Here is a 23293-nt window from a genome sequence, read left to right on the forward strand (position 1 = left end):
ATGCGGTTGGCAAAAAAGCCTTCTGCGCCCATACTTTCCGCAACAAAATTCAGGGCTACCTAGGATATGTCCCGTAATTGGGTAAATATAGGTAAATGGCTGGCACTTGCCGATACAGCTCTTTAGAATCAAAGCGCTTTTCCGTTGTTTGTCTCTCAGAGAAAGGACCCGTTAATGTTCAAACGTACTTTAGTGACCTTCGTCGCGCTGTGTTCCCTGACCGCAGTGGCGCCTGCCGCACTCGCCGCCGGTGAGACCCACGTCATGCTGACCACCTCGGCGGGGAATATCGAATTGGCGCTCGACAGCAAGAAGGCACCGGTTTCCACCCAGAACTTCGTCGATTACGTGAACAACGGGTACTACAACAACACCATTTTCCACCGCGTGATCCCGGGCTTTATGATCCAGGGCGGCGGTTTCACCGCTGACATGCAGCAAAAATCCACCAAGGCGCCGATCAAAAACGAAGCCGACAACGGTTTGCGCAACCTGCGCGGCACCATCTCGATGGCGCGCACTGCCGACAAAGACAGCGCCACCAGTCAGTTCTTCCTGAACGTGGCGGATAACGCCTTCCTGGATCACGGCCAGCGCGACTTCGGCTACGCGGTATTCGGCAAAGTGGTGAAAGGCATGGACGTGGTGGACAAGATTGCTCAGGTACCAACCGGCAACGTCGGCCCTTACCAGAATGTGCCGACCAAACCGGTGGTGATTCTGTCGGCCAAGGTACTGCCGTAAGTTTTTTGGCCGATCCCGCGGGGGTCGGCCGTTCCTTCCTCCCGAAGCCTTGCCTTCATCACTGTTTTCTCCCGCGCCTCATGCTCTAATCAGCAGACAATAATCAGACCGGAAATCCGGCGTTAGCCCTTTGTTGTCTCTGGATGAGTTGCTGCCATGTATGAATTTAACCAGGTGCTGTTGCTGTTGCAGCAGATGTGCGTCTATCTCGTTATCGCCTATCTGTTGAGTAAAACCCCGCTGTTCATCCCGCTGATGCAGGTGACCATCCGCCTGCCGCACAAGTTGCTGTGCTACGTGATCTTCTCGGTGTTCTGCATCATGGGCACCTACTTCGGTCTGCATATTCAGGATTCGATCGCCAACACCCGCGCGATAGGCGCCGTCTTGGGCGGCCTGCTGGGCGGGCCGTCGGTAGGCTTTCTGGTCGGGCTGACCGGTGGTTTGCACCGGTATACGCTCGGTGGCATGACCGACGTGGCCTGTGCCATCTCCACGGTGTCGGAAGGCCTGGTCGGCGGCATCGTGCACAGCATCGCCATGCGCCGCGGGCGCATCGAACTGCTGTTCAATCCGCTGTTTGTCGGCGGCGTGGCGCTGGTGGCGGAAGTGTTGCAGATGGCGATCATCCTGGCGGTGGCGCGCCCTTACGACGAGGCGCTGCAGCTGGTGGAGCACATCGCGCTGCCGATGATGATCGCCAATACCGTCGGCGCGGCGATGTTCATGCAAATCCTGCTGGATCGGCGCGCGATGTTCGAGAAGTACACCAGCGCCTTTTCTTCCAAGGCGCTGAAGATTGCCGAGCGCACCGAGGGCATCCTGCGGCAGGGCTTCGATCAGGAAAACAGCATGAAAGTCGCCCGGGTGATTTATCAGGAGCTGGGCATCGGCGCGGTGGCGATCACCGATCGCGACAAGCTGCTGGCGTTTATCGGCATCGGCGACGATCACCACCTGCCGGGCACGCCGATCGCCTCGGTGCATTCGCATCGCGCCATCGACAATAACGAGGTGGTGTACGCCGACGGCAATCAGCTCTCTTACTGCTGCTCGATCAATCCGGCCTGCAAGCTGGGATCGACGCTGGTGATCCCGCTGCGCGGTGAAAACCAGCGGGTGATCGGCACCATCAAGCTGTACGAACCGAAAAGCCAGCTGTTCAGCACCATCAACCGTACGTTGGGCGAAGGCATCGCCAGCCTGCTGTCGGCGCAGATCATGGCCGGACAATACGAGCGCCACAAGCAGCTGCTGGCGCAGTCGGAGATCAAGTTGCTGCATGCGCAGGTCAACCCGCATTTCCTGTTTAATGCCTTGAACACCCTGCTGGCGGTGATCCGCCGCGACGGCGAGCGCGCCTGCGAGCTGGTGCAGTCTCTCTCGACCTTCTTTCGCAAGAACCTCAAACGCTCGGATGACGAAGTCAGCCTGGCGGACGAGATTGAACACGTGAACGCCTACCTGCAGATCGAGAAAGCGCGCTTCGCCGATCGGCTGGAGATCGCGGTGTCGCTGCCGGAGGCGCTGTTGGCGGTGCGGTTGCCGGCGTTCTCGCTGCAGCCGATCGTCGAAAACGCCATCAAGCATGGTACCTCGCATCTGCTTGGCGTGGGCCGCATCGAGATTGGCGCCTGCTGCGAAGGCGAGCATCTGCTGCTGCAGGTGACGGACAACGCCGGGCTGTTCCAGCCGAAACCGAACTGCAGCGGGCTGGGCATGAACCTGGTGGATAAGCGCATTCGCGTGCGCTACGGCGAAGGCTACGGCGTGCAGGTGGATTGCCGGCCGGACGCCTACACCCGCATTACGCTCAATGTTCCCATGGAGAGGGCCGCCTGATGTTAAACGCACTGATTGTTGACGATGAACCTTCCGCCCGCGACAACCTGCGCCATCTGCTGGAGGCCGAAGCGGAGATCGCGATCATCGGCGAATGCGCCAACGCCATCGAGGCCATCAGTCAGATCCACCGGCTGCAGCCGGACGTGGTGTTTCTCGATATTCAAATGCCGCGCATCAGCGGGCTGGAAATGGTCGGCATGCTGGATCCCAACCGCATGCCGCACATCGTGTTTCTGACCGCTTACGACGAATACGCGGTGCAGGCGTTCGAGGAGCACGCCTTCGACTATCTGCTGAAGCCGGCGGAGCCGAAGCGGCTGAGCAAGACGCTGCAACGCCTGCGGCAGCGCAGTGCGCCGCAGGACGTGGCGGCGCTGGACGAGAGCGCCGGTTACCTGAAATATATTCCCTGTACCGGCCACAGCCGCATCTATCTGCTGCGGTTCGATGAAGTGCTGGCGATCCGTTCCAAGCTGAGCGGGGTCTTCGTGGTGCGCAGCGACGGCATGGAGTGTTTCACCGAACTGACGCTGCGCACGCTGGAAAGCCGCACGCCGCTGGTGCGCTGCCATCGGCAGTATTTGGTCAACCTGGAGCAGGTGCGCGAGATCCGCTTTGAAGAGGGCGGCGCGGCGGAAATGATCATGTCGGCCGGCGATCCGGTGCCGGTCAGCCGGCGCTATCTGAAGGCACTGAAGGAGCAACTGGGGCTGCGGGGGTGACGCAGGTCTTAGGGGGATTCTGAAAAGACAGGCATCATGGGCGTCCCGACGGCGCCCATTTTGTTTGTCCTTGACGGGGTTACGTGGCGCTTATAGCTTTATTGCATCAACAGGCGTGTTTCGCGCCGCGTCAGCGTCAAAGGAACAGAAAATGAGTGAACCACGGATTATCGCCAAAGCGATGAAAGACGGAAAACCGGAACAGGATCTGGTGATTTTGCCGGCGTTGGCCAACCGCCACGGGCTGATCACCGGGGCGACCGGCACCGGCAAAACGGTGACGCTGCAGAAAATGGCCGAACAGTTCTCGCGTATCGGCGTGCCGGTGTTTCTGTCGGATGTGAAGGGCGATCTGTCCGGCATCGGCGCCGAGGGCGTGCCTTCCGAGAAACTGCAGGCACGCTTGGCGGCGATCGGCGTCACCGACTGGCAGCCGCAGGCCTGCACCATTATCCCGTGGGATATTTACGGTGAAAAGGGCCATCCGATCCGCGCCACGGTTTCCGATCTCGGGCCGCTGCTGTTGGGGCGCCTGTTGGATCTGAACGAGGTGCAAAGCGGCGTGCTGCAGCTGGTGTTTAAAATCGCCGATGACAATGCGCTGCTGTTGCTGGACATGAAAGATCTGCGCGCCATGGTGCAGTTTGTCGGCGATAACGCCAAACAATTCCAGACCCAGTACGGCAACATCTCCACCGCATCGATCGGTGCGATCCAGCGCGGGCTGCTGACGCTGGAAGAACAGGGTGCCAACCTGTTCTTTGGCGAGCCGATGTTGGACATCAACGATCTGATGAAAACCGATGCCAACGGCCACGGCGTGATCAACCTGCTGGCGGCGGACAAACTGATCAATCAACCGAAGCTGTATTCGGTGTTCCTGCTGTGGCTGCTGGCCGAGCTGTTTGAGCACCTGCCGGAAGTGGGCGACCCTGAACAGCCGAAGCTGGTGTTCTTCTTTGATGAAGCGCACCTGCTGTTCAACGACGCGCCGGCGGCGCTGCTGACCAAGATCGAGCAGGTGGTGCGCCTGATCCGCTCCAAAGGCGTCGGCATTTACTTTGTCACCCAGAACCCGCTGGACATTCCGGACAGCGTGCTGGGCCAGCTGGGCAACCGCGTACAGCATGCGCTGCGCGCCTTTACCCCGCGCGATCAGAAAGCGGTGAAGACGGCGGCGCAAACCCTGCGCGCCAATCCGGCCTTCGATGCCGAAACGGCGATCACCGAGCTGGGCGTGGGCGAAGCGCTGGTATCGTTCCTTGACGAAAAAGGGCGCCCGAACGTGGTGGAGCGAGCGATGGTGATCGCGCCGGAATCCAAAATGGGCATGCTCGGCGCGGAAGGGCTGAACAGCGCGATCAACAAATCGCCGCTGTATGGCCGCTATGAGGATATGGTCGATCGCGAGTCAGCCTACGAAATCCTGTCTGCGGGTGGTTTCGCCACCGTCGGTGGGCAGCAGTCCGGCCAGCAGGCCCAGCCGCCGCAGGCGCAACAGCAGGCGGGCGGCGGCCTGATGGGCAGCTTGAACGAGCTGCTGTTCGGTTCCACTGGCCCGCGCGGCGGTAAGCGCGACGGCATCGTCCAGACTGCCGCCAAGAGCATGGCGCGCGATCTCGGGCGCCAGATCCTGCGCGGCGTGTTGGGTTCGATCACCGGCGGTCGTAAAAAGTAAGCGGAAATTATCGTCGGCAGCGGCGGGTTAAATCAGTACACTATGGCGGCATTTTTCTCTGCCGGACCTAACATGCTGCTGCTGATCGATAACTACGACTCCTTTACCTATAACCTTTACCAGTACTTCTGCGAATTGGGCGCCGAGGTGCTGGTGAAGCGCAACGATGAGCTGCAGCTGGCCGATATCGAGCGGTTGGCGCCGCAGCATCTGGTGATTTCTCCCGGCCCCTGTACCCCGAACGAAGCGGGCATTTCGCTGGCCGCCATTCGCCATTTCGCCGGCAAGCTGCCGATCCTCGGCGTGTGTTTGGGGCACCAGGCCCTGGGGCAGGCGTTCGGCGCCGATGTGGTGCGCGCCCGCGCGGTGATGCACGGCAAAACCTCGGCGATTCGCCATCTGGGCGTCGGGGTGTTTCGCGGCCTCAACGATCCGCTGATCGTGACCCGCTACCACTCGCTGGTATTGAAAGCCGATACGCTGCCGGACTGTTTTGAAGTAACCGCCTGGAGTGAACGCGACGGGGTGCGTGACGAGATCATGGGCATCCGCCACCGCACGCTGGCGCTGGAGGGCGTACAGTTCCATCCGGAAAGCGTGCTCAGCGAGCAGGGCCACCAGCTGCTGGATAATTTCCTCAAGCGTTAATCCCGGTGCATTTTTTTCATCCGTCAGGCGTTTTACATTTGCGCTTGATTGGTTTTTTATGCATATTTCGTGATTATATTTTCAATCTGATATTACGATAGCGCTAAAAAACCTTCAGGGTGGAGCCGAAAATGACTGACAAATCCGCAGTGAGCCGCAGCACCTTCGACCAGGTGATCCTGCCTGTTTATGCACCCGCTCAGTTTGTGCCGGTGCGTGGCAAAGGCAGCCTGGTCTGGGATCAGCAAGGAAAAGAGTACATCGATTTTTCCGGCGGCATCGCGGTGACGGCGCTGGGGCACTGCCACCCGGCGCTGGTCGATGCGCTCAAGCGTCAGGGCGAAACCCTGTGGCATACCAGCAACGTCTTCACCAATGAACCGGCACTGCGTTTGGCCGGCAAATTGATCGACGCCACCTTCGCCGACCGGGTGTTCTTCGCCAACTCCGGCGCGGAGGCCAACGAGGCGGCATTCAAACTGGCGCGTCATTACGCCATCACCCGCCACAGCCCATACAAAACCAAAATCATCGCCTTCTATAACGCGTTCCACGGCCGCACGCTGTTCACCGTGTCGGTGGGTGGGCAGGCCAAATACTCCGACGGGTTCGGGCCGAAGCCGGCCGACATCGTGCACGTGCCGTTCAACGATTTGGCGGCGGTGAAGGCGGTGATGGACGACCACACCTGCGCGGTGGTGATGGAGCCGATTCAGGGCGAGGGGGGGATTACACCGGTCGACGCCGGCTTCCTCAAAGGCGTACGCGAGCTGTGCGACCAACATCAGGCGCTGCTGGTGTTCGACGAAGTGCAGAGTGGCATGGGGCGCAGCGGCAAGCTGTTTGCCTATATGCATTATGGCGTGACGCCGGACATTCTCACCACCGCCAAGGCGTTGGGCGGCGGTTTCCCGGTCAGCGCCATGCTGACCACCGAAGAGATTGCCTCGGTGATGCAGGTGGGCACCCACGGCACCACCTACGGTGGCAACCCGCTGGCCTGCGCAGTGGCGGAAGCGGCGCTGGACGTGATCAATACGCCGGAGGTGCTGAGCGGCATCGAACAGCGCCACGCGCTGTATGTGCAGGCTTTGCAGAGCATCGGCGATAAATACGGTATTTTTACCGCCATTCGCGGCATGGGGTTGCTGATCGGCGCCGAGCTGACGCCGCACTATCACGGCAGAGCGCGCGACTTCCTCACCGCCGCCGCCGCACGCGGGCTGATGATCCTTAACGCCGGGCCGAACGTTATCCGTTTCGCGCCGTCGTTGGTGGTGGAACTGCAGGATATCGAGGCCGGTATGGCGCTGTTCGAGCTGGCGGTGCAGGATGTGATCAACGCCTGAAGCCCGTGCGGCATATGACGGGGCGCGGCATGCCGCGCCCTTATTGATCGCGCAGTTTGCGCTTCAGCCAGATGCCGTGGTGCGGGCGTTGGCGCCAGGCCAGCGACGAAATGGTGTGCATCACGTTCAGGTGCGACAGAATGCGCCGCAGATGGCGCTCCATCTCGGTGACAGGCATGTCCGGATGCAGATCCGGCGGCTGCATGATGCCGCTGTTGCCGCTGCTCGGGCCGTCGTATTCCAACCGCTGCTGGCAGCTTTGCAGCGCGATTTCGCAGGTTTGCAGATACGCTTCCGCCAGTTTCGGCGTCAGCATGTAATGCTCGCGCGCCAGAATGGTCATGGCGTTCAGGTGTTCGACGATGAACTGGCTGTGGGTTACCCACAGCCGCATGTCCGCCAGATAGTTCGAAGCGAATCCCGGTTCCTGCATCGCCTGATTAAGCGAAGTGAACAGTGCGTTGTGCACCTGGTTGACCTGCATGCGGGCGTAGGCCAATGCGGTGGCGTCCGGCTCCGGTTGCTCCAGCATCAGCCGCAGCGCGGTTTGGTCGTTCTCCAGCGCCTGATGGGCATTCTTGCGCAGCAGCCCGCTTTGCCACTGTGGCCACAGCCAAATGGTGCCGCCGAACGCCAGCACGCAGCCGATCAGTGTATCGATCAGGCGCGGCACCAGAAAATGTGAGCCGTTCAGCGCCAGTAGCTGCAGGGTGTAAACCGCGGTGACCGTAAAGCCAATCACCGACAGCCCGTAGTTCTTACGTGAAACCAGATAGGCCAGCAGCGTGATCACCAGCATGATGCTCAGGGTTTCCCCCTCCGGCAGCTGCAGCTGCAGCAACCCGGCCGCCAGCAATAACCCGGCGATTGTGCCGAGCGCACGGTGCTGAATACGCACCCGCGTGGCGTTATACCCGTTTTGGCTCACCAGCATGATGGTGAGCAGGATCCAGTAAGGTTTCGGCAGGTTGAGCACCGCGCCCAGGCTACTGCCGACTGCCAGCGTCACCCCCAGCCGCGCGGCGTTGCGCAGGGCGGTGGATTTAAACGACAGATAGCTGGCCAACGCCGGCCAAAACGGCAGGCGGTGCTGGCCGGGCATCAGATCGCGGCGGTACAGCGGATGCTGGGTGCGCAGCAGGCGGGCGATGCGGCTGAAGTGGTAATAACAAAACTGGCCGACCGGATTGTCGGGATGCTGCGCCGCCATTTTTTCCAGCGCCGCCAGCTCGTGCGTCATGGAGAAGCGCTTCGAATGTTGATGGTAGAGAATATCGTGCGCCACCACGCGCAGCCTGCCGGCGATCACCTGAGCATTGCGGCGAATGATCGCTTCGGCCTGGCTTTGCTCCACCAGTTTTTGTACCTCTTCCGGCAGATGCAGGCTGACAGTGATGTGCTCTTGCAAGTCCATCGCCACCTGAAAGGCGCGCTGCAGGCGCTTTTGTTCGAGATTGTCGGCGTGCGGCAGGAAATTAAGCTGCTGGTACAGCAGGCTGATCAGATCCATCACCTTTTGCTGGCGTACCAGCAGCGGCGGCAGCGCGGTTTGCGGATCGGTGTGCTGGGTCAGCAGCGAGTATTTGGCTTCGAAGTAGTCCGCCAGTTCCAGGTAAAGCTGGCTCAGCGTTTCGCGCATCGGCTGCTCTTTCCACAGTTTGAACCAGAACCAGGTGAATAAGCCGTACCAGGCGGTGCCGATCACGTACAGCAGCGGCGCCTGCCAGATCGGCACCGTGCCGGCCATGCTGAGGGCGAAGATGGCGGCTACCAGCGCCGCCGGCAACAGCCGGGCGTGCAGCGGGCTGATTTCGCCGGTGACGCCGAGCAGCAGCGCCAGGCCCAGCATCAGCGCCGGCAGCGGCACGTGCCACAGCAAGGCCTGTTGCAGCAGCAGGCTGCTGAGGGCGAACAGCGAACCGCCGACGATCAGACGTTTAAAGAAGCGCTTATGCGGTGTGTCCAGACCCGCGATATTGCAGCAGGCAGGCACCAGAGAGAACATCAGGCCAAGCTGCAGCTGGCCGATCAGCAGACCGAACAGCACCGGCAGGCATAACACCAGCGTTTGTCGCAGTGCGTAGTTGACTTCCGGGTGGTAGATCAGGCGGCGCCACATGGCAGGGAGCAGACAAAAAACGGCGCAGGTTGCGCCGTTTATTCAGGGATTAACGGGTGCCGTAGACGACAATGGTCTTGCCGTGGGCGGAAATCAGGTTTTGGTCTTCCAGCATTTTCAGAATACGGCCAACGGTTTCACGCGAGCAGCCGACGATCTGGCCAATCTCCTGGCGGGTGATCTTGATCTGCATGCCGTCCGGGTGAGTCATGGCGTCGGGTTGCTTCGCCAGATTCAGCAGGGTTTGCGCGATGCGGCCGGTAACGTCCAGGAAGGCGAGGTTGCCCACCTTTTCGGAGGTGACCTGCAGGCGGCTCGCCATTTGGGCGGACAGACGCATCAGGATGTCCGGGTTCACCTGGATCAGCTGGCGGAATTTCTTGTAGGAAATCTCGGCCACTTCACAGGCGGTTTTCGCGCGAACCCAGGCGCTGCGCTCCTGGCCTTCTTCGAACAATCCAAGCTCGCCGATGAAATCCCCCTGGTTGAGGTAGGACAGGATCATCTCTTTACCTTCTTCATCCTTGATCAGCACCGCGACGGAGCCTTTCACGATGTAGTAAAGCGTTTCGGCCTTTTCACCTTGGTGAATCAGCGTACTCTTCGATGGATATTTGTGGATATGGCAATGAGACAGGAACCATTCGAGAGTAGGGTCTGTTTGCGGTTTGCCGAGAACCATTCGCTGTTATCCTCTGTTGTTATCGCTGCCTTGTGTCACAGGGGTCAGAGTTCCCTGTAAAACCCGCCTGTAGCCGCAGTCATGAGCGAGGGCTACCGGAAAGTTTTGAGGCGTGTCATAAAAATACGCTGTCGCTCTAGCATATTAACTTGCCGTAAGCGCTGCAAGCTACATTCTGTTAACATACCGGTAAAGGAGCCTTTCTCTGGGCTTTTCCCTGATATTCAGTGTCCCGGAAAGATTTATTGCGGCTCTGTTTGTAGCACAGAGTAAGGCGGGTGTCTCGTGTTGTCTCGCTTCAGCATGATTAGCATCAGGTTACGTTGCCTGTTTCTATGCGAAAGCGTACTCTGATTTTAAGAAATCAACCGGAGTGACCAGAATGCAGGCAAGAGTTAAATGGGTGGAAGGATTAACGTTTTTGGGCGAATCGGCCTCCGGCCATCAGGTACTGATGGACGGCAACGCCGGTGATAAAGCGCCCAGCCCGATGGAGATGGTGCTGATGTCGGTGGGCGGCTGCAGCGCGATCGACGTGGTGTCCATCCTGCAAAAAGGGCGCAACGACGTACGCGATTGCGAGGTGAAGTTGACCTCCGAGCGCCGTGAAGAAGCCCCGCGGCTGTTTACCCATATCAACCTGCACTTCATCGTCACCGGCCAGGACCTGACCGACAAGATCGTCGAGCGTGCGGTGAACCTGTCGGCGGAGAAATACTGCTCGGTGGCCCTGATGCTCAACAAAGCCGCGACGGTGACCCACAGCTTCGAGATCCACCAGCCGGCGTAATCGAGACGGAGCGCGGCCCGGCGCCGCGCTCAACGCATTTATTCGATCTTCTTGCCTTCCAGCAGCCGCTGTACCAGCGGCGCCATGATCAACTCCATCGCCAGCCCCATCTTGCCGCCCGGTACCACTAACGTATTGATGTGCGAGATAAACGAGCCCTGCAGCATCGCCAGCAGATAGGGGAAGTCTATCTGATCCAGCCCGCGGAAGTGGATCACCACGAAGCTTTCGTCCAGTGAGGGAATCGCCTTGGCGGCGAACGGGTTGGAGGTGTCCACCGTCGGCACGCGCTGGAAGTTGATGTGGGTGCGCGAGAACTGCGGCGTGATGTAGCTGATGTAGTCTTCCATCGAACGCACCACCGAGTCCATCACCGCTTCGCGGGAGTGGCCGCGCTCGCCGGTATCGCGGATCAGTTTCTGGATCCACTCCAGGTTGACGATCGGCACCACGCCGACCAGCAGATCGACGTGTTTGGCCACGTCATGGTGCTCGGTGACCACGCCGCCGTGCAACCCCTCGTAGAACAGCACGTCGGTCGGCGCCGGCAGCGGCTCCCACGGGGTGAAGGTACCCGGCACCTGATTGTAGGGCACCGCTTCGTCGTAGGTGTGCAGATACTTGCGCGAGCGGCCGGTGCCGTTTTTGCCGTAGTCGATAAAGCTCTGCTGCAGCAGGCCGAAGTCGTTGGCCTCGGGGCCGAAATAGCTGATGTGTCTGCCCAGATCGCGCGCCTTGCGGATCGCCGCGTCCATTTCCGGCCGGGTGTAGCGGTGGAAGCTGTCGCCCTCCAGTTCGGCGGCGCGGATGTTGAGCTGCTGGAAGATCTTGCGGAACGCCACGCTGGTGGTGGTGGTGCCGGCACCGCTGGAACCGGTCACCGCGATAACGGGATGTTTGGCAGACATGATGGTTGTCACTCCGTGTTGAATGCGCCGGCGTCAGGGGGGTATTGTGGGTCTGGTTGACGCTCTCTATTTCAGGGCAAAAATGGTGCGCGCTGGTTTGCAATGCCCCATTGTTACCTGATTTTTTCCGTCAGTCATAGAACCGAGCGCCACTAAATTTCCTCCTGCCCGGCGCGGAACTGGCCGCGCGGCATGATGTTGACGCTCTCGTGCAGTTCCGACCACACCAGCACCACTTCGCCGTTTTTCAGCTGGCGGCGCACGTCCTCCACCTTCTGTTCCAGCGAACGTTCGTGTTCGCCGTAATCGGTGCCTTCGCGCAGTACAAAGGATTCGATCAGGCTGTTCAGGGTGTCGGTTGCCAGTTCTTGCCAGGGAATGATCACGTCGGGATGTCCAGATAAGGGGAAAGCCAGGCTGGAATGCGGTGCTCCAGCCACATATGCGGTTTTTTCAGCGTGCCGCCGACGAAGCCGACGTGGCCGCCGAACTCGGTCAGCTGATATTCGATATTGCGCGGCAGGCCGGCGATGTCGGGGATCACCTCATGGGTCATGAAGGGGTCGTCCTTCGCATGGATGATCAGCAATGGCGTCTGGATCGCCGGCAACAGCGGCAAGGCGCTGCAGCGGCGATAATAGTCGGTGGCATCGCTGAAGCCGTGAATGCGCGAGGTGATGGCGTCGTCGAATTCGCGGATGCGCCGCAGAGCGTTGAGCTGCGACAGCTTGAGCGGCAGGGTGTCCGGGTAATGCAGCAGTTTGCGGGTGGCGTTTTGTTTCAGCTGCCCCAGCAGGTAATGCTGATAAACGCGGGAGAAGCCTTTCTCCATGCGGAAGGCGCAGGGCTCCAGCATCAGCGGTGCCGAGACCACTACCGCCGCCTGCAACAGGCTGTCGGCGCCTTGCTGAGCCAGATAGCAGGCCAGCATGTTGCCGCCGAGCGAAACGCCCACCGCGGCGGTCGGCACCTCGCCGTAGCTGTCGCGCAGCCAGTGCAGGAAGAAGCGTGCATCTTCGGTTTCACCGGAGTGGTAGATGCGCTGCTTGCGGTTGGGCACGCCGCTGCAACCGCGAAAGTGCATCACCACGCCGAGCCAGCCGCGCTCACGCCAGGCGTTGAGCAGGCCGTGCGCGTAGGGGCTGTAGAAGCTGCCTTCCAGGCCGTGGAACAGCACCGCGCGCGGTTTGTCGCGCGCCTGCGCCGGATCCTCACTCCAGGCGAGATCGACGAAATCACCATCGGGCAATTCCAGCCGTTGCCAATGCGGTTTCAATAACACGCGGCGGCGCACCAGCCGCGGCAACAGAGTTTGCAGATGCGGGTTACTGGCCCCGGTCAGAGGGCGAAAGGTGTTAGGCATAGGCTGAGTAAAAATGTTGTGGGTGGCTATTGTGAGATCCCTGGCGCACTGTTAGCTTCAATACCAATAACTAACAATGATACTGCAAAAAAGCGCCTTGGGTGAGGAGCACCCGTGCCATGGAACCGAGTTTATTCCTTTCGATGTTGGGCTTCCTGTGGGTCGCCGCCATTACGCCTGGCCCCAATAACCTGCTGCTGACCACCTCCGGTGCCAATTTCGGCTTTATGCGATCGCTGTGGCTGATGCTCGGCATCATGCTCGGCATGCAGAGCATTTTGCTGCTGGTGGCCTTCGGTGTCGGCAGCCTGATCCTGGTCTACCCGTCGCTGCACCTGATCCTGAAAATCCTCGGCAGTTTGTACCTGTTATGGCTGGCGTGGAAAGTCGCTACCGCCGCCTATGAAAAACTGGAAACCGACGTGGCGCCGCCGCAACCGGTGCGGCTGTATCAGGGCTGGCTGCTGCAGTTCCTCAACCCGAAAGCCTGGCTGATGGCGCTGGGGGCGGTGGCCAGCTTCAGCCTGGCGGGCGATAAGTACAACGGCTCCATTGCGGCGATCGCGCTGGGCATTTTGGTGGTAAACATCGTCGCCGGCATTATCTGGCTGGCGTTCGGCACCGTGATCGGCCGCCTGCTACGCAGCAAAAAGGCCTGGGTTATCTTCAACGTTTCCATGGGGTTGTTGACCGCAGCCTGTGTGTTACTGATCTGGCATTAAGGAGCGAACGATGGCGGAAAACTATTATCACGTGGTTGCCTTTACCGGCGAAGGGCTGCGCGGCAACCCGGCCGGGGTTTGCCTGCTGACGCAGCCGCTGCCGACGGCGCGGCTGCAGGCGATCGCCAACGAGATCGGCCTGCCGGAAACCAGCTTTGTCTGGGATGACGGCGACATGACCGCTATCCGCTGGTTTACCCCGGAACGCGAGGTCGATCTTTGCGGCCACGGTACCCTGGCGGCGGCGCATGTGATGTTCAGCGCGGTCAATCCGGCGCTGCAGGATATCCGCTTCCGTTCGGCCGGCGGCGAGCTGTTCGTCAAGCGCGATGCGCAGGACGGGGAACGGCTGGTGCTCGACTTCCCCGCCCGGCCGCCGCAGAAAGTGGCTGAACCGGCGGACCTGGCGGCGCTGCTGGGCGTGCAGCCGCAGGAAGTGTGGCAGGCGAAAGCGCTGCTGGTGGTGCTGGAAAGCGAGGCGCAGGTGCGCGCGCTGCGGCCGGACATTCCGGCGCTGATCGCGTTGGCCGGGCGTGCGGTGATCGTTACCGCGCGGGGTAACCGTGTGGACTTCGTTTCGCGCTATTTCACGCTCGACGGCGGTGAAGATCCGGTCACCGGCTCCGCGCACTGCACGCTGATGCCTTACTGGACGGCGCGCCTCGGCCGCCATCGGCTGCATGCGCGGCAGATCTCGGCGCGCGGCGGCGAGCTGTTCTGCGAACTGCAAGGGGACCGCACGCTGCTCGGCGGCTATGCTCACGTGTTCCTGCGCGGGACGATCGCGCTGTAACCTCCTCTAATATTACATTGGGTAATAAAAAAGACTTTTTTATTCTTTTATCGCTCGTCATCGCTCAGATAAAACTGTCAGTAACTGAACAGATTTTTATCAATGGAGCGGAACATGGCGGGCAAATTCTTTTCCTTACGCAACGCGGCGCTGTTGGCGCTGTCGTTCAGCGCGGCCAGCGCCTACGCGGTGGACGTGACCGTGGCGTACCAGACCTCGGCGGAGCCGGCCAAGGTGGCGCAGGCGGAAAACAGCTTCGCCAAACGATCCGGCGCGACCGTCGACTGGCGTAAGTTCGACAGCGGCTCCAGCGTGTTGCGCGCGCTGGCCTCCGGCGACGTGCAGATCGGCAATATCGGCTCCAGCCCGCTGGCGGTGGCTGCCAGCCAAAAACTCCCCATCGAAGTGTTCCTCATCGCCTCGCAGCTCGGCAGCTCCGAAGCGCTGGTGGTGAAGAACGACATCAAAAGCCCGCAGGATCTGATCGGCAAGCGCATCGCGGTGCCGTTTATCTCCACCACCCATTACAGCCTGCTGGCCTCGCTCAAGCATTGGGGCATCAAGCCTGAACAGGTGAAGATCCTCAATCTGCAGCCGCCGGCCATCGCCGCCGCCTGGCAGCGCGGTGATATCGACGGCGCTTACGTCTGGGCGCCGGTGGTCAATGAACTGGCCAAACAGGGCAAGGTGTTGACCGACTCCGCGCAGGTGGGCGAATGGGGTTCGCCGACGCTGGACGTGTGGGTGGTGCGCAAAGACTTTGCCGAGAAACATCCCGACGTGGTGACCGCCTTTGCCGCCAGCGCCCTGCAGGCGCAAAAGGCCTACCTGGCGGCGCCGGAACAGTGGCTGAAAGAGCCGAGTCATCTCAGCACGCTGGCGCGCTTGAGCGGCGTGCCGGAAGCGCAGGTGCCGGAGCTGGTGAAGGGGAACCGTTATCTGCCGGTGGCGGATCAGGTTGCCCAGCTCGGCCAGCCGGTGGACAAGGCGATCCGCGATACCGCCGAATTCCTCAAGCAGCAGGGCAAGATCCCGCAGGTCGACAGCGACTACAGCGCCTACGTGACCGACCGTTTTGTGAAACAGGTGCAGGCTGCGCCGCAGTCGTAAGGAAGCAGGATGCTAAACGTCAATCATCTTTCAGCAGAGTATCAGGGGCGGCCCGCGCTGCGTGACGTATCGTTCCAGATCGCCGCCGGGCAACTGGTGGTGGTGCTCGGCCCGTCGGGCTGCGGCAAGACCACGCTGCTGAATTTGATCGCCGGGTTTATCGAGCCTTCAGCTGGCAGCATCACGCTGGATGGAGCGCCCGTTCATGGCCCGAGCGCCGAACGGGGCGTGGTGTTCCAGCATGAGGGCTTACTGCCGTGGCGCAACGTGGTGGACAACGTCGAGTTCGGCCTGCAGCTGGCCGGCGTCGGCAAGGCGCAGCGCCGCCAGGTGGCGGAGCAGATGCTGCAGCGCGTGGGGCTGGCGGGCTATGAACAGCACTTTATCTGGCAGCTGTCCGGCGGCATGCGCCAACGCGTCGGCATCGCCCGCGCTCTGGCCGCCGATCCGCGTCTGCTGTTGCTGGACGAGCCGTTCGGCGCGCTGGACGCGTTCACCCGCGAGCAGATGCAGGAGCTGTTGCTGACCATTTGGCGCGATACCGGCAAGCAGGTGCTGCTGATCACCCACGATATCGAAGAGGCGGTGTTCCTCGCCAGCGAGCTGCTGCTGCTGTCGCCGGGGCCGGGGCAGGTGGTGGAGCGGCTGTCGCTGAACTTCGGCCAACGCTATGCCGCTGGTGAAGACTGCCGCACCATCAAGTCCGATCCTGAATTTATCGCGCAGCGCGAATACGTGTTGGGCAAAGTTTTCCAACAGCGCGAGGCCTTGCTATGAGCCTGCATTCCACTCTGAAGGCCGCGGCGCAGCCGCAGGGCAAAGCGATGCGCCGTTTCAGCGTGCCGCGCAACGTTTGGCTGAGCGGCGCCACACTGTTGACGGTGTTGATCGTCTGGTGGGGCGTGACGGCGTTGCAGCTGATCAGCCCGCTGTTTTTGCCAGCGCCGCAGCAGGTGCTGCACCAGCTGATCACCATCGCCAGCCCGCAAGGCTTTATGGACGCCACGCTGTGGCAGCATCTGGCGGCCAGCCTGGGGCGTATTCTGGTGGCGCTGCTGGCGGCGGTGATCGTTGGCATTCCGGTGGGCATCGCCATGGGGCTGAACGACACGGTGCGCGGCATCCTCGATCCGCTGATTGAGATCTATCGCCCGGTGCCGCCACTGGCCTATCTCCCGCTGATGGTGATTTGGTTCGGCATCGGCGAAACCTCGAAGATCTTGCTGATTTATCTGGCGATCTTTGCGCCGGTGACGCTCTCTGCCGTGGCCGGCGTACGCAGCGTGGCTCAGGTGAGGGTGCGTGCCGCCCGCACGTTGGGCGCCACGCGCTGGCAGGTGCTGCGTTTCGTGGTGCTGCCGAGCGCGCTGCCGGAGATCCTGACCGGCATTCGCATCGGGCTGGGCGTCGGCTGGTCGACGCTGGTGGCCGCCGAACTGATCGCCGCCACGCGCGGCCTGGGATTTATGGTGCAATCCGCCGGTGAGTTTCTGGCGACCGACGTGGTGTTGGCCGGCATCGGCGTGATTGCGGTGATTGCATTTGGGCTGGAGCTGGGGTTGCGTGCCCTGCAGCGCCGATTGACCCCGTGGCATGGAGTACAGCAATGAACGAACGTCTGAATATCACCCCGCTGGGGCCTTACATCGGGGCGCTGGTGGAAAACGTCGAGTTGGCCCGGCCGCTGGGCGACGGCCAGTTTGAACAGCTTTATCATGCCTTGCTGAAGCATCAGGTGCTGTTCTTCCGCAATCAGCCGATCACGCCGCTGCAGCAGCGCGATCTGGCCGGCCGCTTCGGCGATCTGCATATCCATCCGGTCTATCCGCACGCCACCGACGTGGAAGAGATCATCGTGCTCGATACCCACGACGACAACCCGCCGGACAACGATAACTGGCACACCGACGTGACCTTTATCGAGAACCCGCCACTGGGGGCGATCCTGGCGGCCAAGACGCTGCCTGCTACCGGCGGCGACACGCTGTGGGCCAGCGGCATTGCCGCCTATGAGGCGCTGTCGGCGCCGTTCAGAACGCTGTTAGCGGGGCTGCGTGCGGAGCATGACTTCACCAAGTCATTCCCGGAACACAAACATCGCGGCAGTGAAGAGGAGCATCAGCGCTGGCAACTGGCGGTGCAGAAAAACCCGCCGCTGCTGCATCCGGTGGTGCGCACCCACCCGGTCAGCGGCCGGCAGGCGCTGTTCGTCAATGAAGGGTTCACTACGCGGATCGTCGATCTGGCGCCGAAAGAGAGCGACGCTTTGCTGAACTTCCTATTTGCTCACATCACCAAACCGGAGTTTCAGGTGCGATGGCGCTGGCAGGAAAATGATGTGGCGATCTGGGATAACCGCGTGACGCAGCATTACGCCAACGCGGATTATCTGCCGCAGCGGCGCATCATGCACCGCGCGACCATTCTGGGGGATAGGCCTTTTTACAAGGCCTGAGGCTTAGGCTTCGAACGCCTGCGTTAACTGCTCCAGCTGTTCCTGCGCATCCAGCCAGGTCATTTCCGTCTCTTCCAGCGCGGATTTGGCCTGGCTTTGCTTTTGCAGGCAATCGGTCAACTCGGCCTTGCGGCTGATGTCGTACAGCGCGGAATCCGCCAACTGCTCTTCCACCGCCGCCAATTCGGCGCCCAGTTTTTCCATCTGCTGTTCCAGCTTGGCGATCTGCTTGCGCAGCGGTTGGGTCTGCGTGCGGAACTCCGCCTCGCGGCGTTTTTGATCCTTGCGCGCCTGCGCGCTGTTGCCGCCGCTCTCTTTTTCCGGCGCGTCCTGCTGGCTTTCCTGGCGCTGCAGATCGATCAGCCACTGCTGGTAGTCGTCGAGATCGCCCTCGAAAGGTTCGACCTGGCCGTCGTGCACCAGGTACAGATCGTCGGTGGTGGAGCGCAGCAAGTGACGGTCGTGCGAGACCACCACCAACGCGCCTTCGAAATCGATCAGCGCCTCGGTCAACGCCTGACGCATGTCGAGATCCAGGTGGTTGGTCGGTTCATCGAGCAGCAGCAGGTTCGGGCGCTGCCAGACGATCAGCGCCAGCACCAGCCGCGCCTTCTCGCCGCCGGAGAAGCGTTCGGTCACTTCGCTGACTTTATCGCCCTGGAAGCCGAAACCGCCCAGATAGTCGCGCAGCTGCTGCTCCAGTACCCGTGGGGCGATGCGGCTCAGGTGTTGCAGCGGCGATTCGTCGGCGCGCAGGAACTCCAGCTGGTGCTGGGCGAAGTAACCCAGCTTGATGCCTTTCGCCAGGCCGATCTCGCCGCTCAGCGGTTCCAGGGTGCCGGCCAGCAGTTTGATCAGCGTCGATTTACCGGCGCCGTTGCGGCCGAGCAGGCCAATGCGCGAGCCGGGCACCAGGTTCAGCTTGATTGACTTCAGGATCACCTTGTCGCCATAGCCGGCGCTGACTTTGTCCATGCGCAGCAACGGGTTCGGCAGGCTTTCCGGCGGACGGAAGCTGAAGGTGAACGGGTTGTCCACGTGCGCCGGGGCGATCAGCTCCATGCGCTCCAGCATCTTGATGCGGCTCTGCGCCTGTTTGGCCTTGGTCGCCTGCGCGCGGAAACGGTCGATATAGCTTTGCAGATGCGCCACTTTCTCTTGCTGATGCTGATACAGCGACTGCTGCTGTGCCAGTTTGGTGGCGCGCTGGCGTTCGAACGACGAATAGTTGCCGGTGTACTCGTTCATCGTCTGTTGTTCGATATGCAGGATCTTGTCGACGATCGGATCGAGGAAATCGCGGTCGTGCGAGATTAGCACCAGCGTGCCGGGATAGCTTTTCAGCCAGCGTTCCAGCCAGATCACCGCGTCGAGATCCAGGTGGTTGGTCGGTTCGTCGAGCAGCAGCAGGTCGGAACGGCACACCAGCGCCTGAGCCAGGTTGAGGCGCATGCGCCAGCCGCCGGAAAAATCGCGCACCGGGCTTTGCAGCTGTTCGTTGGAGAAGCCGAGGCCGTGCAGCAGGCTGGCGGCGCGGGAGCGGATAGTCCAGGCGTCGATGGCGTCCAGTTTGCCGTGCAGGGTGGCGATGGCGTGGCCGTCGTTGCGGTCGTTGGCCACCTGCAATTCGGCTTCGAGCTGGCGAAACTCACGGTCGCCGTCGATAACATACTCGATCGCCGCCACGTCCAGCGCCGGCGTCTCCTGGTTGACCCAGGCCAGCGCCCAGTTGCCGGGGAAGGTGAAGCTGCCGCCGTCCGCCGCGATCTCGCCCTTCAGCAGCGACAGCAGCGTGGATTTGCCGCAGCCGTTTTTGCCCACCAGGCCGACCTTCTGACCTGGATTAACCGTCGCCGTGGCGTTGTCCAGCAGGACGCGGATGCCGCGTCGGATTTGTAGCGAGGAGAATACAATCATAAAGCGCCGTATGTTCAGAGTATGTTAAATTATCATTAAGGTAACAGAGCGCGCAGCGCGCGCTGTTTTTGTCTTTGCGATGCATGGTAACGGAAAACCGCTACCCTGACGACGCTTTGGAGGGGAATGATGTCGCAGCCGCCCAAGGTCTTGCTGCTGTATGCCCATCCGGAATCTCATGACTCGGTGGCGAACCGGGTTTTGCTTCGACCGGCGCAGCAGTTGGAACATGTCACCGTGCACGATCTCTACGCGCACTACCCTGATTTTTTTATCGATATCCATCACGAACAACAGCTGCTGCGTGAGCATCAGGTCATCGTGTTTCAACACCCTCTGTATACCTACAGCTGCCCGGCGTTGCTGAAGGAGTGGCTGGATCGCGTGCTGGCGCGCGGCTTTGCCAGCGGGGTGGGCGGCAATGCGCTGGCGGGCAAATACTGGCGTTCGGTGATCACCACCGGCGAGCCGGAAGGCGCCTACCGCACCGGTGGTTATAACCGTTATCCGATGGAGGACATTCTGCGGCCGTTCGAACTGACCGCTGGAATGTGCCGTATGCACTGGCTGACGCCGTTCGTGGTGTATTGGGCGCGACGGCAAAAGCCGGAGGTGCTGCGCAGCCACGCGGACGCCTATGGCGACTGGCTGCGCCACCCGCTGCCGCACGGAGGGCGGTAACCATGGAAGGATCGACTTTACTGACCGCCATTTTACTGTTCCTGTTCGCCGCGGTGGTGACGGTGCCGATCGCTCGTCGCTTGGGAATCGGCGCAGTGCTGGGCTATCTGATCGCCGGCATCGCCATCGGCCCCTGGGGATTGGGCTTCATTCGCGACGTCGACGAGATCCTGCACTTTTCTGAGCTGGGCGTGGTGTTCCTGATGTTCATCATCGGCCTGGAGCTGAACCCCAGCAAGCTGTGGGAGCTGCGGCGCTCGATCTTCGGCGCCGGCGCCGGCCAGGTGTTGCTCACCGCGGCGGTGCTGGGCGCACTGCTGTACCTGACGCACTTCGCCTGGCAGGCGGCGGTGATCGGCGGCGTCGGCCTGGCGATGTCTTCCACCGCCATGGCGTTGCAGTTGATGCGCGAGAAGGGCATGAACCGCAACGAGGGCGGCCAACTGGGCTTCTCGGTGCTGCTGTTCCAGGATATGGCGGTGATCCCGGCGCTGGCGTTGATCCCTATTCTGGCCGGCGCCGGCGGCACCAGCGATGACTGGGCGAAGATCGCGCTCAAGGTGGCGGCGTTTGGCGGCATGCTGCTCGGCGGCCGTTTCCTGCTGCGGCCGCTGTTCCGCTATATCGCCGCCTCCGGCGTGCGTGAGATCTTCACCGCTGCGGCGCTGCTGTTGGTGCTCGGTTCGGCGTTGTTCATGGATGTGCTCGGCCTGTCGATGGCGCTCGGCACTTTCATCGCCGGCGTGCTGCTGGCGGAGAGTGAATACCGTCACGAACTGGAGATCTCCATCGAGCCGTTTAAAGGGTTGCTGCTGGGGCTGTTCTTTATCTCGGTGGGCATGGTGCTGAATATCGGCGTACTTTACACCCATCTGGCTGAAGTGCTGATCGGCGTGCTGGTGTTGGTGGCGGTCAAATCCGGCGTGCTCTACGGGATATCGCGCCTGTTCGGCCTGCGCAGCTCGGTGCGCTTACAGTTCGCCGGCGTGCTCAGCCAGGGCGGCGAATTCGCCTTCGTGCTGTTCTCGGCAGCGGGCGCCCAAAAGGTGCTGCAGCCGGATCAGCTGTCTTTGCTGCTGGTGGTGGTGACGCTGTCGATGATGACCACGCCGCTGCTGATGCAGGCGATCGACCGCATTTTGGCGCGCCGCTACAACGCCAAAGACGAAGACGAGGAGACGCCGTACGTGGAAGATGACGATCCGCAGGTGATCATCGTTGGCTTCGGGCGCTTCGGCCAGGTGATTGGCCGCCTGTTGATGGCCAACAAAATGCGCATTACCGTACTGGAGCGCGACGTCAGCGCCGTTGGCGTACTACGGCGCTACGGTTACAAGGTCTATTACGGCGACGCCACCGAGCTGGAGCTGCTGCGCGCGGCGGGCGCCGAGAAAGCCAAGTCGATCGTGATCACCTGCAATGAGCCGGAAGACACCATGGAGATCGTGCGGCTGTGCCAGCAGCACTTCCCGAACCTGAGCATTTTGGCGCGCGCGCGCGGCCGTGTGGAGGCGCATGAGCTGCTGCAGGCGGGGTGAAGCAGTTCAGCCGCGAAACCTTCTCCAGCGCGCTGGAGTTGGGGCGCAAGGCGCTGATGGAATTGGGCATGCACCCGCATCAGGCCTTCCGTGCCCAGCAGCATTTCCGCCGCCTGGATATGCGCATGCTGCGTGAACTGATGCCGCCGCATCAGGGCGATGTGGCGCAAATTTCCCGCGTGAAAGAGGCGCGGCGCGAGCTGGAAGAGCTGTTCCATCGCGAAATGCAAAAAGAAAGTCGCCAGTTCGACGGCTGGGATGAATACGAATAAGCGGGAGCATAACGATGTCTGCAACACGTAAGAGATTTATCGCCGGGGCGGTGTGCCCGAGCTGTAGCGCCATGGATACGCTGGCGGTATGGCGAGAGGATCAGGTGGAGGTGGTGGAGTGCGTCAAGTGCGGCCACCATCAGCGCCAAACCGATCAACAGGTGGAAAAACACGTTCGCCCGCAGGAACAGGTGATCGGCATTTTTCAGCCGAAGTAGCGTTTTTTTATCCCGGAGGGTACAGCGAGGCAGATTTCCGTTACAATCTGTCCGGAAAAGGCGCGCCCCCGATGACGGTGCGCGTCCTAGTAGCCAACGGTAGGAGATATCATGAAAGTAGCAAAAGACTTGGTGGTCAGCCTGGCTTACCAAGTACGTACAGAAGACGGTGTTTTGGTTGATGAGTCTCCGGTGAGCGCACCGCTGGACTATCTGCACGGGCATGGTTCTCTGATCGCAGGTCTGGAAAAAGCGCTCGAAGGCCACGACGTTGGCGATCGTTTTGACGTTCACGTCGGCGCGAACGACGCGTACGGCAACTACGACGAAAACCTGGTGCAGCGCGTACCGAAAGACGTCTTCATGGGCGTTGACGAACTGCAGGTCGGCATGCGTTTCCTGGCAGACACCGATCAGGGTCCGGTTCCGGTCGAAATCACTGAAGTTGACGGCGACCACGTGGTGGTTGACGGCAACCACATGCTGGCCGGCCAAAACCTGAACTTCAACGTGGAAGTTGTCGCGATCCGCGAAGCGACCGCAGAAGAACTGGCGCACGGTCACGTACACGGCGAACACGACCATCACCACGAACACGGTGAAGGCTGCTGCGGTGGTCACGGCCACAGCCACGATCACGACCATGGTCACGATCACGGTAAAGGCGGCTGCGGCAACGGCGGCTGCGGCTGCCACTAAGCAGAACGTAGTCACGAGACAAGAGGGCGGCCATCGGCTG

At 61.2% G+C, this 23293-nt stretch carries 22 protein-coding genes and 1 pseudogene; 17 read left to right on the forward strand and 6 right to left on the reverse strand.

Annotated elements, in window-relative coordinates; all coding sequences use genetic code 11:
• Nucleotides 1-174 precede the first annotated feature (174 nt).
• The 6 genes from ppiA (at nucleotide 175) to argD (ending at nucleotide 6986) form a co-directional block, all read left to right on the forward strand.
• Entirely contained in the window at nucleotides 175-744 is a 570-nt protein-coding gene (gene ppiA / locus BHU62_RS13130; protein ID WP_073532407.1) for a peptidylprolyl isomerase A, read from the forward strand.
• Nucleotides 745-900: 156 nt separating this feature from the next.
• Nucleotides 901-2586 carry a sensor histidine kinase gene (locus tag BHU62_RS13135; RefSeq protein ID WP_073532408.1) on the forward strand — a complete coding sequence of 562 codons (1686 nt, stop codon included), beginning with the start codon at nucleotides 901-903 and terminating at the stop codon, nucleotides 2584-2586.
• Nucleotides 2586-3311: a two-component system response regulator BtsR gene (btsR, locus tag BHU62_RS13140; protein ID WP_038878105.1), complete on the forward strand. Its 726-nt coding sequence runs from the start codon at nucleotides 2586-2588 to the stop codon at nucleotides 3309-3311. Before BHU62_RS13135 ends, btsR begins: the two co-directional genes overlap by 1 nt.
• A 151-nt stretch (nucleotides 3312-3462) precedes the next feature.
• A complete protein-coding gene (locus BHU62_RS13145) occupies nucleotides 3463-4989 on the forward strand; it encodes a helicase HerA-like domain-containing protein (RefSeq protein WP_073532409.1) in 1527 nt (508 codons plus the stop codon).
• A gap of 72 nt (nucleotides 4990-5061) precedes the next feature.
• A complete protein-coding gene (locus BHU62_RS13150; RefSeq protein ID WP_073532410.1) occupies nucleotides 5062-5637 on the forward strand; it encodes an aminodeoxychorismate synthase component II in 576 nt (191 codons plus the stop codon).
• Between the two features lie 131 nt (nucleotides 5638-5768).
• Entirely contained in the window at nucleotides 5769-6986 is a 1218-nt protein-coding gene (gene argD / locus BHU62_RS13155) for a bifunctional acetylornithine/succinyldiaminopimelate transaminase (RefSeq protein ID WP_073532411.1), read from the forward strand.
• A gap of 40 nt (nucleotides 6987-7026) precedes the next feature.
• Here the strand turns inward: argD and BHU62_RS13160 are convergent, their stop codons facing one another.
• Both BHU62_RS13160 and crp read right to left on the reverse strand, forming a co-directional pair.
• On the reverse strand, nucleotides 7027-9105 hold the full coding sequence (locus BHU62_RS13160) for a YccS/YhfK family putative transporter (RefSeq protein ID WP_073532412.1): 2079 nt from the start codon (nucleotides 9103-9105) through the stop codon (nucleotides 7027-7029).
• 49 nt (nucleotides 9106-9154) lie between these two features.
• Complete coding sequence (gene crp / locus BHU62_RS13165; RefSeq protein WP_004090925.1) at nucleotides 9155-9787, reverse strand: cAMP-activated global transcriptional regulator CRP; 633 nt, start codon at nucleotides 9785-9787, stop codon at nucleotides 9155-9157.
• 382 nt (nucleotides 9788-10169) lie between these two features.
• On the opposite strand from crp, the gene BHU62_RS13170 reads away from it, so the two are divergent.
• Entirely contained in the window at nucleotides 10170-10577 is a 408-nt protein-coding gene (locus tag BHU62_RS13170) for an OsmC family protein (RefSeq protein WP_073532413.1), read from the forward strand.
• A gap of 38 nt (nucleotides 10578-10615) precedes the next feature.
• Here the strand turns inward: BHU62_RS13170 and BHU62_RS13175 are convergent, their stop codons facing one another.
• From BHU62_RS13175 to BHU62_RS13185, 3 genes are all read right to left on the reverse strand, one after another.
• Entirely contained in the window at nucleotides 10616-11485 is an 870-nt protein-coding gene (locus BHU62_RS13175; RefSeq protein WP_073532414.1) for a phosphoribulokinase, read from the reverse strand.
• A gap of 152 nt (nucleotides 11486-11637) precedes the next feature.
• Nucleotides 11638-11871: a YheU family protein gene (locus tag BHU62_RS13180; protein ID WP_004930376.1), complete on the reverse strand. Its 234-nt coding sequence runs from the start codon at nucleotides 11869-11871 to the stop codon at nucleotides 11638-11640.
• Nucleotides 11868-12848, reverse strand: coding sequence for a hydrolase (locus BHU62_RS13185; RefSeq protein WP_073532415.1), 981 nt, complete (start codon nucleotides 12846-12848; stop codon nucleotides 11868-11870). Before BHU62_RS13185 ends, BHU62_RS13180 begins: the two co-directional genes overlap by 4 nt.
• A gap of 119 nt (nucleotides 12849-12967) precedes the next feature.
• Here BHU62_RS13185 and BHU62_RS13190 point away from each other — a divergent pair, with 119 nt between their 5' ends.
• The 6 genes from BHU62_RS13190 to tauD all read left to right on the forward strand — a co-directional run bounded on the left by BHU62_RS13190 (nucleotide 12968) and on the right by tauD (nucleotide 17928).
• Nucleotides 12968-13570, forward strand: coding sequence for a LysE family translocator (locus BHU62_RS13190; RefSeq protein ID WP_073532416.1), 603 nt, complete (start codon nucleotides 12968-12970; stop codon nucleotides 13568-13570).
• 10 nt (nucleotides 13571-13580) lie between these two features.
• The gene (locus tag BHU62_RS13195; RefSeq protein WP_073532417.1) at nucleotides 13581-14363 is read left to right on the forward strand and encodes a PhzF family phenazine biosynthesis protein; all 783 of its coding nucleotides are present in this window, start codon (nucleotides 13581-13583) and stop codon (nucleotides 14361-14363) included.
• A gap of 114 nt (nucleotides 14364-14477) precedes the next feature.
• Entirely contained in the window at nucleotides 14478-15473 is a 996-nt protein-coding gene (gene tauA / locus BHU62_RS13200) for a taurine ABC transporter substrate-binding protein (protein WP_073532418.1), read from the forward strand.
• A 9-nt stretch (nucleotides 15474-15482) separates the two neighbouring features.
• The gene (gene tauB / locus BHU62_RS13205) at nucleotides 15483-16250 is read left to right on the forward strand and encodes a taurine ABC transporter ATP-binding subunit (RefSeq protein ID WP_073532419.1); all 768 of its coding nucleotides are present in this window, start codon (nucleotides 15483-15485) and stop codon (nucleotides 16248-16250) included.
• A 47-nt stretch (nucleotides 16251-16297) separates the two neighbouring features.
• On the forward strand, nucleotides 16298-17083 hold the full coding sequence (gene tauC, locus BHU62_RS13210) for a taurine ABC transporter permease TauC (protein WP_236720675.1): 786 nt from the start codon (nucleotides 16298-16300) through the stop codon (nucleotides 17081-17083).
• Entirely contained in the window at nucleotides 17080-17928 is an 849-nt protein-coding gene (gene tauD, locus BHU62_RS13215) for a taurine dioxygenase (RefSeq protein ID WP_016930337.1), read from the forward strand. Before tauC ends, tauD begins: the two co-directional genes overlap by 4 nt.
• Nucleotides 17929-17931: 3 nt before the next feature.
• Here the strand turns inward: tauD and BHU62_RS13220 are convergent, their stop codons facing one another.
• Nucleotides 17932-19845 carry an ABC transporter ATP-binding protein gene (locus BHU62_RS13220; RefSeq protein WP_073532421.1) on the reverse strand — a complete coding sequence of 638 codons (1914 nt, stop codon included), beginning with the start codon at nucleotides 19843-19845 and terminating at the stop codon, nucleotides 17932-17934.
• A gap of 129 nt (nucleotides 19846-19974) precedes the next feature.
• On the opposite strand from BHU62_RS13220, the gene kefG reads away from it, so the two are divergent.
• The 4 genes and pseudogenes from kefG (at nucleotide 19975) to slyD (ending at nucleotide 23253) form a co-directional block, all read left to right on the forward strand.
• On the forward strand, nucleotides 19975-20526 hold the full coding sequence (gene kefG, locus BHU62_RS13225) for a glutathione-regulated potassium-efflux system ancillary protein KefG (protein WP_073532429.1): 552 nt from the start codon (nucleotides 19975-19977) through the stop codon (nucleotides 20524-20526).
• A 2-nt stretch (nucleotides 20527-20528) separates the two neighbouring features.
• Nucleotides 20529-22336, forward strand: a pseudogene (gene kefB, locus BHU62_RS13230) (glutathione-regulated potassium-efflux system protein KefB).
• A 14-nt stretch (nucleotides 22337-22350) separates the two neighbouring features.
• Nucleotides 22351-22554 (forward strand): YheV family putative zinc ribbon protein, encoded by a 204-nt coding sequence (locus tag BHU62_RS13235; protein ID WP_038878065.1) that lies wholly within the window; start codon nucleotides 22351-22353, stop codon nucleotides 22552-22554.
• Between the two features lie 111 nt (nucleotides 22555-22665).
• Nucleotides 22666-23253 carry a peptidylprolyl isomerase gene (slyD, locus tag BHU62_RS13240; protein WP_004930407.1) on the forward strand — a complete coding sequence of 196 codons (588 nt, stop codon included), beginning with the start codon at nucleotides 22666-22668 and terminating at the stop codon, nucleotides 23251-23253.
• Nucleotides 23254-23293: the final 40 nt, after the last annotated feature.

It is taken from the genome of Serratia marcescens, assembly GCF_001902635.1.
In the GTDB taxonomy this organism is placed as follows: Bacteria; Pseudomonadota; Gammaproteobacteria; order Enterobacterales; family Enterobacteriaceae; genus Serratia; species Serratia marcescens_F.